10 protein-coding genes, 3 tRNA genes and 1 other RNA gene are annotated in these 13,606 nt (G+C 73.5%); 8 read left to right on the plus strand and 6 right to left on the minus strand.

From position 1 onward, the window contains the following. The first annotated feature begins 176 nt into the window (after positions 1-176). The 8 genes from F1615_RS05815 to F1615_RS05850 all read left to right on the plus strand — a co-directional run bounded on the left by F1615_RS05815 (position 177) and on the right by F1615_RS05850 (position 4,791). Complete coding sequence (locus F1615_RS05815; RefSeq protein WP_149547807.1) at positions 177-494, plus strand: histone-like nucleoid-structuring protein Lsr2; 318 nt, start codon at positions 177-179, stop codon at positions 492-494. Positions 495-654: 160 nt separating this feature from the next. Beyond that, a tRNA-Gly gene (locus F1615_RS05820) sits at positions 655-726 on the plus strand. A gap of 99 nt (positions 727-825) precedes the next feature. Further along, positions 826-898: transfer RNA gene (locus F1615_RS05825), tRNA-Gly, on the plus strand. A 150-nt stretch (positions 899-1,048) separates the two neighbouring features. Beyond that, positions 1,049-2,023: an ABC transporter ATP-binding protein gene (locus tag F1615_RS05830; protein ID WP_149547808.1), complete on the plus strand. Its 975-nt coding sequence runs from the start codon at positions 1,049-1,051 to the stop codon at positions 2,021-2,023. Beyond that, complete coding sequence (locus tag F1615_RS05835) at positions 2,020-2,796, plus strand: ABC transporter permease (protein WP_149547809.1); 777 nt, start codon at positions 2,020-2,022, stop codon at positions 2,794-2,796. The genes F1615_RS05830 and F1615_RS05835 overlap by 4 nt, the downstream gene beginning before the upstream one ends. Positions 2,797-2,813: 17 nt before the next feature. Further along, on the plus strand, positions 2,814-4,085 hold the full coding sequence (locus tag F1615_RS05840) for a sensor histidine kinase (RefSeq protein WP_149547810.1): 1,272 nt from the start codon (positions 2,814-2,816) through the stop codon (positions 4,083-4,085). Continuing rightward, complete coding sequence (locus F1615_RS05845; protein ID WP_149547811.1) at positions 4,082-4,696, plus strand: response regulator transcription factor; 615 nt, start codon at positions 4,082-4,084, stop codon at positions 4,694-4,696. Before F1615_RS05840 ends, F1615_RS05845 begins: the two co-directional genes overlap by 4 nt. 22 nt (positions 4,697-4,718) lie before the next feature. Further along, a tRNA-Gly gene (locus tag F1615_RS05850) sits at positions 4,719-4,791 on the plus strand. Between the two features lie 88 nt (positions 4,792-4,879). Here the strand turns inward: F1615_RS05850 and F1615_RS05855 are convergent. The 6 genes from F1615_RS05855 to ffs form a co-directional block, all read right to left on the minus strand. Next, positions 4,880-5,779, minus strand: a complete 900-nt coding sequence (locus F1615_RS05855; RefSeq protein ID WP_149547812.1) for a phosphoribosylaminoimidazolesuccinocarboxamide synthase — start codon at positions 5,777-5,779, stop codon at positions 4,880-4,882. A 95-nt stretch (positions 5,780-5,874) separates the two neighbouring features. After that, positions 5,875-7,407, minus strand: a complete 1,533-nt coding sequence (locus F1615_RS05860; protein ID WP_149547813.1) for a N,N-dimethylformamidase beta subunit family domain-containing protein — start codon at positions 7,405-7,407, stop codon at positions 5,875-5,877. 232 nt (positions 7,408-7,639) lie between these two features. Next, on the minus strand, positions 7,640-9,484 hold the full coding sequence (locus F1615_RS05865; protein WP_149547814.1) for a hypothetical protein: 1,845 nt from the start codon (positions 9,482-9,484) through the stop codon (positions 7,640-7,642). Positions 9,485-9,768: 284 nt separating this feature from the next. Beyond that, the gene (gene purD / locus F1615_RS05870) at positions 9,769-11,022 is read right to left on the minus strand and encodes a phosphoribosylamine--glycine ligase (protein WP_149547815.1); all 1,254 of its coding nucleotides are present in this window, start codon (positions 11,020-11,022) and stop codon (positions 9,769-9,771) included. A 141-nt stretch (positions 11,023-11,163) separates the two neighbouring features. Beyond that, a complete protein-coding gene (locus F1615_RS05875) occupies positions 11,164-13,410 on the minus strand; it encodes a DNA polymerase III subunit gamma and tau (protein ID WP_149547816.1) in 2,247 nt (748 codons plus the stop codon). Between the two features lie 47 nt (positions 13,411-13,457). Continuing rightward, an RNA gene (gene ffs, locus F1615_RS05880) (signal recognition particle sRNA small type) lies at positions 13,458-13,556 on the minus strand. Positions 13,557-13,606: the final 50 nt, after the last annotated feature.

Genomic DNA, 13,606 nt, shown 5'->3' on the forward strand with positions numbered 1-13,606 from the left:
GGACACGCGGACAGATTTAGTCGGGCTTCACAATGCATTGCCGGGCACTGTACAAATGAATTGTCATTAGCAGATACTTTGCCCGATTACAGGCGGACAGCCGACATCTCGGCGACGTACCGGCACGTCATCAAGGACGTACGGACGAGAGATGCCGCACGAAGGGACCGATATTCGTGGCGCAGAAGGTCGTGGTCACTCTCTTTGACGACATCGACGGCTCGGAAGCGGCGGAAACGATCGCCTTCGGACTCGACGGCAAGTCGTACGAGATCGACCTCAATGAAGCCAATGCCAGGAAACTGCGGAAGGCGCTCGAGCCCTACGTGGACGCCGGCCGCAAGCGGTCGCGCTCCGGCAAGGCGTACCGGCAGACGGAGGTCGCCCCGGACCCGGCGGCCGTGCGCGCCTGGGCGCAGGCGAACCGGATGGACGTCCCCGCGCGGGGGCGGATCCCCAAGAAGGTCTACGAGGCGTTCGCCGCGGCGCAGTGAGCCGGCCGGGTGAACCCTGGCCCCGGGCGGGTGAGCCGCCCGGGCCCCGGGTGGTCATCCGGCCCTCCCGGCAACCGACTTGCGCAGCACCCCCGCTGATCAGCTAGAGTCTGGAGCACGCCGAGGGGCGAGGCCGAAAGGCCCGGCCCACGGAGTACATGCGGGTGTAGTTCAGTAGTAGAACATCCCCCTTCCAGGGGGAAGGCGCAGTGTGCAATTCCTGTCACCCGCTCTGCACCGCCGTACCGAGACCCCACAGGGGTCCCCCCCTCTGGGGAGGATCAGGTAGGCTGGTGCCCGCGCCGATCGGTGAGAGCCGGTCGGAGGCAATGCGGACGTAGCTCAGTTGGTAGAGCGCAACCTTGCCAAGGTTGAGGTCGCGAGTTCGAGCCTCGTCGTCCGCTCGGGAACGAGACCCCGGTCCATCGGACCGGGGTCTTTTCGTGCCGGCTCCGGGTCCGTCGGTGCTCTCCGGGCGGTCGTCTGACATTTGTCATGCGCAATGATGACAACGCGCACTGCCTCCGCCTCCCCGCCGCCGGGATGCTCGAGGCATGGAAGCGAACGAACACGGACACGTGATTGAGGTCACCGACCTGCGGCGTGTGTACGGGGGCGGGTTCGAGGCGGTGCGCGGGATCGGCTTCTCCGTGCGGCGCGGGGAGATCTTCGCCCTGCTGGGCACCAACGGCGCGGGCAAGACCTCCACCGTCGAACTGCTGGAAGGACTCGCGGCCCCGGCCGGCGGGCAGGTCCGGGTGCTCGGGCACGACCCGTACACCGAGCGCGCCGCCGTCCGGCCGCGCACCGGCGTGATGCTCCAGGAAGGGGGCTTCCCCTCGGAGCTGACCGTCGCCGAGACCGCGCGGATGTGGGCCGGCTGCGTCAGCGGGGCGCGTCCACCGCGGGAGGTGCTCGCGCTGGTCGGGCTGGCCCAGAAGACGGACGTACGGGTCAAGCAGCTGTCCGGGGGTGAGCGACGCCGCCTCGACCTGGCGCTGGCGCTGCTCGGCGATCCCGAGGTGGTGTTCCTGGACGAGCCGACCACCGGACTGGACGCCGAAGGCCGCCGCGACACCTGGGAGTTGGTCCGCGCCCTGCGCGACGGCGGTACGACGGTGCTGCTGACCACGCACTACCTGGAGGAGGCCGAGGCACTCGCCGACCGGCTGGCGATCCTGCACGAGGGGCGCATCGCCGCGACCGGCACCCCGGCCGAGGTGACCGCGTCCCAGCCCTCGAGGATCGGCTTCGAGCTGCCCGAGGGCTACCACCTCGGCGACCTGCCGCCGCTCGCCGAACTCGGCGTGTGCGGGCACGAGGTCGAGGGCCGGTTCGTCCGGCTCCGTACGCGGGAACTGCAGCGGGCGGCGACGCGGCTGCTCACCTGGGCCGAGGGGGCCGGGGTCGAGCTACGGCGGCTGGACGTGCGCTCGGCGTCATTGGAGGAGGCGTTCCTGGGCATCGCCCGCGAGGCGGCCGCGGGAACCACTCCGGCTTCGGCGGATGTGAAGGAGTACGCGGCATGAGTCAGGCCGTCACCACCAGCAGGGGCCGGCTGACGGCCCTGGCCCGGGCCGAGATGACCCTGCTCGGCCGCAGCAAGGGAACGCTCGTCGCAGCGCTGTTCGTGCCGCTGATGCTGCCGTTCACCGTGCTGTCGGTGGTCGGGGAGATGGATCTGGAGGACGCCGGGCTCACGGTGGGCACCGTCGTACTGCCCGCCGCCGTCGGTTTCTCCCTGCTCTTCGCCGTCTACAGCGCCCTCGTGGGCATCTTCGTCACCCGGCGCGAGGAACTCGTCCTCAAGCGGTTGCGCACCGGTGAGGTGCGGGACGTCGAGATCCTGGCCGGGGCCTCGCTCCCCGCGGTCACCATCGGACTCGTGCAGTCGTTGGTGCTGACCGTCGGCTGTGCCGTCCTGCTCGACGTGTCCGTCCCCCAGGCGCCTCACCTCGTCGTCCTGGGTCTGCTCTCGGGCCTGGTGATGTGCGCCGCCCTGGCCGCCGTCACCGCGAGCTTCACCCGGACCGTGGAGAGCGCCCAAGTCACCTCGCTGCCCCTGCTGCTGGTCTCGATGCTCGGCTCCGGCATCGCCGTCCCGCTGGAGATGCTGCCCGACCGGCTGGCCTCGGTGTGCGAGCTGCTGCCGCTGAGCCCGGTCATCCTGCTCGTCCGCGACGGCTGGACCGGAGACCTGTCGGCCTACGAGACACTGGGCGCCGTGGTGACAGCGGTGGCATGGACCGGTCTGGCGCTGTTCGGTGTACGGCGCTGGTTCCGGTGGGAGCCGCGGCGTTGAGGTGAAGGAGCCGAGAAATGCGGGAGCCCGGTCGCTGGTGGCGGCGCAAGAGCACACCGGCGAAGGTGGAGACGTACACACGATGGTCGTTCCACTTCTTCGGCGTGGTCGAGGTCCTCGTGGTCGGGCTGCCGGCCGTCGGCGGGCCGGAGCCGCGACTCGGCGGTCCCCTGCTGGCGATGGTGTGCGCGCATGCCGCGCTGTGCATGGTGACCGTGTCGCGCGCCCTGGACTGGACGCGGGGTCGCCGTAAGCAGCCCGTCCACCTGCTGTGGGTGCTCGGTGCGGTCAGCGCGGTGATCGCCGTCGGCGCCCTCGCGGCCGTGGAGCACGGTCCGGCCGGCTCGGACGACGTCGGCACCGCGGCCGGCGCGGTCTTCGGCACCGTGCTGATCCTCGGGGCGGGCATCATCACGCTCGGCCTCGGCGACCGGCGGCATGTGTTCTCCGTGGTGCTCGCCTTCGCCACAGGTGCGGGGCTGGTGCCGCTGCTCCTGGGCGCTCCGGTGACCGCCGCCGCGGTCACCTCGCTGGTCGTGCTGCTGGGAGCCGGGTTCGTCGCGTTCACGGCCGCCCTGTCGGTCTGGCTGCTCAACGCGGTCTACGAGCTCGACGAGGCACGCGAGAACCGGGCACGGCTCGCCGTCGCGGAGGAACGGCTGCGGTTCGCCCGGGACCTGCACGATGTGATGGGCCGGAACCTGACCGTACTCGCGCTGAAGAGCGAACTGGCGGTGCAACTGGCCCAGCGGGGGCGCCCGGAGGCCGTCGACCAGATGACCGAGGTGCAGCGGCTCGCACACGAGGCGCAACGGGAGGTCCGCGAGGTCGTACGCGGCTACCGTGAGGCCGACCTGACGGCCGAGATCGTCGGTGCCCAGGGCGTGTTGCGGGCCGCGGGCATCGCCTGCACGATCACCGGCTCACCCGCCGGGCTGCCTGCCTCGGCGCAGTCGGCGCTGGGATGGGTCATGAGAGAAGCGGCGACCAACGTGCTGCGGCACGGAGATGCCCGGCGGTGCACGGTGGAACTGAAGGTGACGGAGGGACGTGTGGTGCTGTCCGTGGAGAACGACGGCGTCCGGGGGGAGACGGGTGGCCGCGGGACGGGATCCGGACTCGCCGGGCTGCGCGAGCGGCTGACCGGGATCGGCGGGACGCTGGAGGCCGGTCCGGTCGGCGAGGAGAGCTTCCGGTTGACCGCCGAGGTGCCCCTGCCACGGAAGGCCGAACCGCCCGCTGCCGCGGCCCGGCAGGCGTCCCGCCCCGTGCACGGGGCCGCCTCATGACGGCGCGGCTGCGCGTGCTGCTCGCCGACGACGAGCACCTGATCCGGGGGGCGCTCGCCGCTCTGCTCTCACTGGAGGACGACATCACGATCGTCGCCGAGGCCGCCACGGGGCCGGAGGCGCTGGCGATGGCGCGGGCGCACGCCCCCGATGTCGCCGTACTGGATCTGCAGATGCCCGGCGCGGACGGTGTGAAGGTCGCCACATCGGTGCGGGCGGAGCTGCCCGACTGCCGGGTGCTGATCGTGACCGGTCACGGGCGGCCCGGGCATCTGAAGCGGGCGCTCGCGGCCGGTGTGCGGGGGTTCGTCCCGAAGACCGTCAGCGCCCAGCGCCTCGCGGAGATCATCCGCACGGTGCACGCGGGAAACCGTTACGTCGACCCGGAGTTGGCCGCCGACGCGATCGCCGCCGGCGACTCCCCGCTGACCGCGCGCGAGGCCGAGGTGCTGGAACTCGCGGCGGACGGGGCACCCGTGGCGGAGATCGCGGAGCGGGCCGCGCTGTCCCAGGGGACCGTGCGCAACTATCTCTCCTCGGCCGTCTCGAAGCTCGGGGCGGAGAACCGCCATGCGGCGGTGCGTCTCGCACGGGAGCGGGGTTGGGTATAGTGGTTCTCGCGCCACGGCGCATGCGAACGTAGCTCAGTTGGTAGAGCGCAACCTTGCCAAGGTTGAGGTCGCGAGTTCGAACCTCGTCGTTCGCTCAGGATCAGGGCCCCGGTCATCGACCGGGGCCTTTGTCGTGGGCCTTCCGCCGTGGGCCGGGCCCTCGCGGGCCCGGCTGTCGGGTGCTCAGCTCCAGGAGGTGCCGGTCAGCCGCTCGTACGCCTCCACGTACTTGGCCCGGGTGGCGTCCACGATGTGCTGCGGCAGCGGCGGCGGGGGCTGCTCGCCGCGGCGGTCCCAGCCCGACTCGGCCGAGGTGAGCCAGTCCCGTACGAACTGCTTGTCGTACGAGGGCTGGGCGTGGCCCGGCTCCCACTGCTCGGCCGGCCAGAAGCGGGAGGAGTCCGGGGTGAGCACCTCGTCGGCGATGACCAGGGTCTCGCCGTCGAAGCCGAACTCGAACTTGGTGTCCGCGAGGATGATCCCCCGGTCACGGGCGATGTCCCGGGCGCGGGAGTAGGCGGCGAGGGTCGCCTGGCGCAGCTGGGCCGCGGTCTCCGCGCCGACCTGGCGGGCGACCTCCTCGTAGGACACGTTCTCGTCGTGCTCGCCGACGGCGGCCTTGGTGGCCGGGGTGAAGATCGGGGCGGGCAGCTCCGAGCCGTCCACCAGGCCCTCGGGGAGGGCGAGGCCGCAGACCGTACGGGACTCGTCGTACTCGGCCAGGCCCGAGCCGGTGAGGTAGCCGCGGGCCACGCACTCCACGGGGACCATGTTCAGCGACTTGCACACGAGGGTGCGGCCCGCCCAGTCGCCGGGGGCGCCGGCCGGGGGCTCGGTGCTCAGGACGTGGTGCGGGAGCAGGTCGGCGAGCTGGTCGAACCACCACAGGGAGAGCCGGGTGAGGACCCGCCCCTTGTCGGGGATCTCGGTCGGCAGCACCCAGTCGTAGGCGGAGATGCGGTCGCTGGCGACCATCACGAGGTCGCCCGCCTCGTTCCGGTACAGCTCGCGCACCTTGCCGGTGTGCAGGTGCACCAGGCCCGGAACCTGGATCGGCTCGGGCTTTTCGACGAATCCGGACACGGTTCCTCCCCGTGGTGATGTCCAAGTGACTCGATTCTCCCGTATGCAGCGAACGGTCTCGGCCACGGGTCGGTGCGGACACCCCGCCCGGCGGGTCAGTCGCGTTTGCAGATGCGGTCCAGGAGGTTGGCGGTGGCGCGCTGGACGCGGGGGTCGACATGGCCCGGGCGGTCCAGGGCCGGGGACCAGGCGAAGGTGCCGGAGGCGAAGACCCAGGCGCCCGAGGGGGCGCGGTAGAGGGAGGTCTCCTGGTGGCGACGGGCGCCGGCCCGGTCGGCGTACGGGGAGTGCGCCAGCAGGACGCGCTCCTCGTGCTCGGGCAGCGGGGTGCGCGGGAAGTAACGGTCCGCCTCGCCCGCGACCATGCCCTCGATGCCGTCGCCCTCGTGCGCGCCGGTCGCCTCCCACATCCAGTGGCCGGCGTTGCGGACGATCAGCGGGTGCGGCTGCGGGACGTGACCGGCGTACTGGATGCCCAGCAGGTGCTGCTCCGCGCGGTCGATCTCCCGCCACAGCGCCGGTTTGCCCGGGCCCCGGCGTTTGCGGCAGGTCAGCAGGCGGTCGGGGCCGGCCGGGGAGGGGGTGAGCTCCACCTGCCAGTACAGGGTGTTGGCGGAGAGGAAGACCAGGGACGTACCGTGCGCGCGGGCGCGCTCCACGGCGGTGCGCATGGGCACCGACCAGTACTCGTCGTGGCCGGGGAAGATCAGGCCCCGGTGGCGGGTGGGGTCGACCCGGCCGGCGTGCAGGTCGCGGGCGTCGGCGTAGGCGAGGTCGTAGCCGTAGCGCTCGGCCCAGCGGATGACGTCGTAGGCGTGTCCCACGTGCAGCGGGAGGCCGGCGCCCGCGTAGGGGCGGTCGAAGGAGACGGTGGTGGCGGCGTCGGACTCGCCGAGCAGCCGGCCGCCGTCGTCCCAGGCGTGGTAGAGGCTCGCGCCGGTGCGGCCGTCCTCCGGATAGAGGTTGTAGGCCTGCCAGGTGATGTCGGGCAGGACGAGGAGGAGGTCCGCGGGGCGGTCGTCGCGGACGGTGAACGGGATGTGCGAGCGGTAGCCGTCGGCCGTGGTGAGCACGGCGACGTACGCGCCGACGCTCCAGTACGACGGGATCGGTAACCGCCAGGACAGCCACCAGTGGTGGCAGGAGACGGTGCGGTCGGCGGTGAGTGGCGGGGGCTGCACGATGCCGGAGAGGCGGGGACTGGAGGTGATCTTGGTGGCGCCGTCACCGGCGTAGTGGCCGATGCGGTACACGTCGACCCCGAACTCCTGGGGCGGGTCGACGGTGACGTGGAAGTCGATGGACTCACCGGGGGCGACCGCGCCCGTGGAGGTGAAGCCCTTGATCTGGCGGTGCACGTCGTCGGCGGCGCGGGGGCCGCCGGAGGACCGGGGGGCGGGGACCCGCGGGCCGCCCTGCCGGGGAAGGCGGGTGGTGGGCCGGTCCGGGCCCGTGCGCGGTTCCGGGTCCGCGGGGTCCGGGTCCACGTACCAGGGGACCACCTGGCCGGAGTCGCCGAAGTAGGTCTCGCTGCCGCGCAGCCACGGGAGGGGGCCCTGTCCGAAAGGATCGTTCACGGCGTGCGCCAGCGCCCCCGAGTCCCAGCGGCGGATCTGCTCCGAGCCCATGATCGCTCCCCTCCCTCGTACCCCCGGTGCGGTGCGGTGGGTGGTGCTGTTCGGCAGTCGCCTGACGGGTGAGGTCCCCGCGTCAGTTATGTGCCTGTCGTATGTCGCGCGCCCTTGCCAGTGAGCGCGAACGGTCCAAGCACATCACATAACGCACGCACTCCGTCACCGTTCGTTGTGAATTGACCGAAAGCGGAAGGGTGAGATCCGGGCGGGGGTGACGGCCGTGGGCTCAGACGAGCCGTACGGGCTTCTCGGCACGTATGCCGTGCTCGGTCAGCCACACGCGCAGCGCCGAGGGATCGCCGTCCTCGATCAGGGCCAGGACCTGGGGCGACAGGTCCCCCGCTCGTACGCCGCCCAGGAGGAGGGCCGGGCCGTCCAGCCAGTCGAGGCCGGGGGTGGCGCCCGCGGTGTCCATCGCCGCGCAGCAGACCATCGCCGTGATGTGGTCGGCGAGCAGTTCCCGGCCGGTGCGCGGGGGCCGGAGGGGGAGGAGCGGGAGCGCGCCGTCGTCCCGCGGGAGGGCGGCGTCGGTGGTGCCGGGTGCCGCGGAGCCTCCCGGGCCTCCGGCGGAGGCGCCGGCCGCGGCGGCATCCGCCACCACCTCCTCGCGCGCCAGCTCGGCGCTCAGCCGGGCGGCCAGAGCGGCACTGCGCGGGGTGGTGCCGGACAGGTCCTCGTCGTCGTCCGGGGTGGGGCCACAGGGCGGGAGCGGGGCTGCCGCCACGGGTCCCTGGGGCCGGCCGGGGTCCGGGGACGGGGCCGCGTGCGGCTGCTCCCCGGGCGCGGGGCGGGTCGCCAGATGGGTGAGGACGCGGGTGAGGGTCGGGCCGGCCGGGGCCGGGGGTTCTCCCGGAGCCGGGGGCGCGTGGAGGGTGTCCAGGACCCGGTGGAGGCGGGCGGCGTCGGTGCGCCACGTGCGGTCGACGACCTCCTCGGGGTAGTCGCCCCAGTGGACCGGGGCCCAGTCGGTCCCCGTCTCCGCGGGCCCTCCGTGGAACAGGCGGGCGGCGAGCAGCGAGGCCGCCTCGTCGACCGCGCCCGGCTCCTCGAGCAGGTCACAGGCGGGACGCTCGCCGAGGCGGGAGGCGAAGCCCTCCGCCAGCCGGTCCCGGCGGGACAGCTCGGTGAGCGCCGCCACCACCCCCGCGTTGAGCCGTGAGGGCCAGCGGCCCATCCGCCAGGCGGGCAGCGCGACCCGGGTGAGCAGCCGGTCCCAGCCCGCGTACGCCAGGCCCACCTGCTCCTGGGCGACGATCCGGAGCCCGTAGTCCACAGCCTGTGCGCGCTCGGCCGCCGCGGCGGCGACCCCGCGCTCCATCTCGGCGGCATGTTCCCGGCACCCGCGCAGCAGCAGCCGGACGACCCAGCCGACGCCCGCGGACACCCCGCGCGGAACCGGCCCGCGGCGCGGCGCCGAGGTCACGGCCACGGCTGCGTCCAGCCCCTGCACGAAGCGCCGGGCGGCGGCTATGTCCGGGTGCGCCGACGGTCCCGTACCGGCCACGACCGGGGCGAGCACCGCGCGCAGCTCCCCCACCCGCATCCACCACAGGAACGGGGAGCCGATCACCAGCACGGGCGCGACGGGCGCCCCGCGCGGTGGCCGCCCCGCACCCGCTATGTCGTCGTGCTCCTCGGCCGGCGGAGGGCCGTGGGCCGGGTGGGTGCGGTCCTCCAGCCAGCTGTCGCAGTCCGGGGTGAGCGCTATCGCGGAGGGTGCGGGAACGCCGAGGCGGTCGGCGAGGTCGCGCACCAGCCGGTACAGGTCCGGGGCCGCCTCCTCGGCGACCGGCACGGTGGGGCTCATGGCGGGCCGGGCCCGGGCGACGACCAGGGCCACCCCGGAGGCGAGGAGCAGGACGAGCACCGCGACGGGCGTGACGAACCGGCGGGCGAGGTCCCAGCCGGCACCCGGGAGATGTCCGGTGGACCCGCCGACCAGCAGGATCACGGCGACGGCGGCCGGCAGCAGCGCGACGGCCAGCGCGCGGCTGCGGACCCGCAGCACGGCCAGCGCACGGGACCGCGCGCTCAGCCCGCCCGCCTCCGCCGCCCTTCCGCTTCCGCTCATGGCCCGACCTCACCCCCTCCCGGCTCCGGACGCTGTCCTGGCGTTGCCATGCCACCACTGTGGCACCCGTCACCGACATCGCAATGCCGATGGGCCAAGTGCCGGAACGCTTGCGCGGCACCCTAGTTGGGGCCCCGGTTCACGTCAGCCGGATGGCGTATCGCTCACTCGATGGAATGGCTTTGGGGAAAGGTGCATGACGGACGGCAAGGGTCAGGCCCCGGATCCTGAGACGGATCCGGGGCCTGCGGGGTTCATCGGCGCCGGGAGCGGACCGGCAGGCGCTAGGCCTCCCGGGCCGCCTTCGCCGCGATGTCCGTGCGGTGCTGGGAGCCGTCGAGGCCGATGCGGGAGACCGCGCGGTAGGCGCGGTCGCGGGCCTCGGTGAGGTCCTTGCCGGTCGCCGTGACGGACAGCACGCGCCCGCCCGCGCTGACGATCGCGTCGCCCTCGCGCCTGGTGCCGGCGTGCAGTACGTAGGCGTGCGGGGCGTCCTGGGCGGCGACCTCGTCCAGGCCGGTGATCGGGTCGCCGGTGCGCGGGGTGCCGGGGTAGTTGTGCGAGGCGACGACCACGGTGACCGCGGCCTCGTCGCTCCAGCGCGTCGGCTCCAGGTGGGCGAGGTTGCCGGTGGCCGCGGCCATCAGCAGGCCGCCCAGCGGGGTTTTCAGCCGGGCCAGGACCACCTGGGTCTCGGGGTCGCCGAAGCGGGCGTTGAACTCGATCACGCGGACGCCGCGCGAGGTGATCGCCAGACCGGCGTAGAGCAGGCCGGAGAACGGGGTGCCACGGCGCCGCATCTCGTCGACGGTCGGCTGGAGAACCGTCTCCACGACCTCGTCGACGAGCTTCGGGTCGGCCCAGGGCAGCGGGGAGTACGCCCCCATGCCGCCGGTGTTGGGGCCCGCGTCGCCGTCCAGGGCGCGCTTGAAGTCCTGGGCGGGCTGGAGGGGCACGACCGTCTCGCCGTCGGTGATCGCGAAGAGGGAGACCTCCGGCCCGTCGAGGAACTCCTCGATGACCACACGGTCACAGCCGCGGGCGTGCGCGCGGGCCGCCTCGATGTCGTCCGTGACGACGACGCCCTTGCCGGCCGCGAGCCCGTCGTCCTTGACGACGTACGGGGCGCCGAACGCCTTGAGGGCCGCGTCGGCCTCCTCGGGCGTCGTGCAGACGTAACTGCGGGCGGTGGGCACGCCGGCCCCCGCCATGACGTCCTTCGCGAAGGCCTTGGAGCCCTCGAGCCGCGCCGCCTCCTTGGAGGGGCCGAAGACCGGGACACCCGTGTCGCGTACGGCGTCGGCGACACCGGCGACGAGGGGCGCCTCCGGGCCGACCACCACCAGGTCCGCGCCGAGCCGCGCGGCCAGCGCGGCCACGGCGGCGCCGTCGAGGGCGTCGACCTGGTGCAGCTCGGCGACCTCGGCGATGCCGGCGTTGCCGGGGGCGCAGTGCAGCGCGGTGACATCGGGGTCGAGGGACAGGGAGTGGCACAGGGCGTGTTCGCGGGCGCCGCTGCCGATGACGAGGACCTTCACGGGGGTCAGCCTAACGGGAGACGGCGGGTTTCCCTTGTGCGGGCTTCCGAAGGAGCGGGCGGAGGCGGTTCGTGCGTTCCTCCAACCGCCGCCCGCGGCGGAGGACGTCTCGGTCCGGCGGGAGGTCTCCGGAGCCGGGCACTAGTCGTTCGCGATCTCCTCGACGACCGTCGCCCCCAGCTCCCGTACCAGCAGCTCCTGACCGGAGAGGGCCGACTCGTCCAGGTCGGGGTCGTCGTCCTCGGGGACGTCGTCCTCGGGCGAGACGGGCGCCGTCGGCTCCGGGGCCGACGGGCGGGGGGCCGGGCCGGGCGCGGGCGCGGCGGCCGCGCCGGGCGCGCTCGCCGGCTGCGCGGGGGCGGCCGGGGCGGCGGTCCGGGGGGCGGAGGGTCGCGTACCGCCGGTGGAGCCGCCGTATCCGCCGCCACCACCGAAGCCCTCGCCGCCGCCGCCGCTGCGGCCGCCGGGCGGTCCGGCCGGGGCGGGAGCCGCCGTACCGCCGCCGGACGGGTCCACGACCGCCTCGATCTTCCACTGCACGTTGAACTGCTCGGCCAGCGCCTGGCGCAGTACGTCCTCGCTGCCGCTGCTGAGGAAGTTGTCCCGCGCTCCCGCGTTGACGAAGCCGATCTGGAGGGTGGTGCCGTCGAAGCCGGTCACCTGGGCGTTCTGACTGAGCAGGATCCAGGTGAAGCGACGGCGGTTCTTGACCGTCTCCAGGATGTTCGGCCAGAGCATGCGGGGGTCGAGACCACCACCGCCGCCGCCCGGGGGAGCGGGAGCCGGCGGTGCCGCCTGAGGTGTGTGCACCGGCGTGGGCGCGGGGGCGTGGGCGGGGGCGGCACTCGGCGCCGCAGCCGGGGGCCGGCCACCGCCCGTCGGCGCCGCCGTGGGCCAGCCGCCGGGCCGGCGGCCGCCGCTGCCGGCGGGGGCGGCGGTGGGCCAGGCTCCGGGCGCGCCGGCCGGCGCGGCCGGACTCTCGGCGGCCGGGGCGGGGACGGCCGCCGGAGCCTCGGGCTGCGCGGCAGGCGGGGCCGGGGCGGGAGCAGGCGGCGCGGGTGTGGGAGCAGGCGGCGCCGGAGTGGGCGACGGACCCGGTGCCCGTACCGCGGCCCGGACGGCGGCGGCACCACCGCCCGGCTCGATGCCGCCCTGCCCCTGCGCCGGCCCGTGGGCCTCCGGCCCGGGGACGTACCCCACGGCGGGCGCACCGGCGCCCGCGGAGAAGTTCACACCACGCTCGATCCGGTCCAGCCGGGCCATGACCGAGCGCTCGTCGCCGTACGCGGCGGGAAGCAGCACGCGCGCGCAGATCAGCTCGAGCTGGAGACGGGGCGAGGTGGCGCCGCGCATCTCGGTCAGCCCCTCGTTGACGAGGTCGGCGGCACGGCTGAGCTCGGCGGGGCCGAAGGTGCCAGCCTGGGCCTGCATCCGCTCGATGACGTCGACGGGGGCGTCGATGAGCCCCTTCTCGGCCGCGTCGGGGACGGCGGCGAGGATGACCAGGTCCCGCAGCCGCTCCAGCAGGTCCGCGACGAACCTGCGCGGATCGTTGCCGCCCTCGATCACCCGGTCGACGACCTCGAAGGCGGCGGCGCCGTCCCCGGTCGCGAAGGCCTCGACCACGGAGTCGAGCAGCGAGCCGTCGGTGTACCCGAGCAGGGAGGTGGCCATGGCATACGTCACACCGTCCGCCGTCGCTCCGGCGAGCAGCTGGTCCATGACGGACATCGAGTCACGCACCGACCCGGCCCCGGCCCGCACGACGAGCGGCAGCACGCCCTCCTCGACGGGGATGGCCTCCTTCCGGCACACCTCGCCGAGGTAGTCCCGCAGGGTGCCGGGCGGGACCAGCCGGAACGGGTAGTGGTGCGTCCGCGACCGGATCGTCCCGATGACCTTCTCGGGCTCGGTGGTCGCGAAGATGAACTTCAGATGCTCCGGCGGCTCCTCGACGACCTTGAGCAGCGCGTTGAAACCGGCCGACGTGACCATGTGGGCCTCGTCGATGATGTAGATCTTGTAGCGGCTGGAGGCGGGCCCGAAGAATGCCTTCTCGCGCAGGTCACGGGCGTCGTCCACACCACCGTGGGAAGCGGCGTCGATCTCGATGACGTCGATCGAACCGGGTCCGTTGCGCGCGAGGTCGCGGCACGACTGGCACTCCCCGCACGGAGTCGGCGTGGGGCCCTTCTCGCAGTTCAGGCACCGGGCGAGGATCCGCGCACTGGTCGTCTTGCCGCAGCCGCGCGGACCGCTGAACAGGTACGCGTGATTGACCCGGTTGTTCCGCAGCGCCTGCTGCAACGGGTCGGTGACATGCTCCTGCCCGATGACCTCGGCGAACGACTCCGGGCGATAGCGGCGGTACAGCGCGAGAGACGACACGCATACGAGGTTATAGGCGTCCACCGACAACCGGACCGGGCGCCGGAGACGCAAGCGCCCCCCACGCACCCGCCAGAGCCGACCTACCCTTGCTGCCTTCCGGCCCTGGGGGAGTTCAGTCAGATAGCGCCGCGTGAGGGGCTACGCAGAGGCTACCCCATGTCGCGGGCGGGGAACGAGTTCGCGAGCACCCCTT

Source organism: Streptomyces marokkonensis, from assembly GCF_008312835.1.
GTDB lineage: Bacteria > Actinomycetota > Actinomycetes > Streptomycetales > Streptomycetaceae > Streptomyces > Streptomyces marokkonensis_A.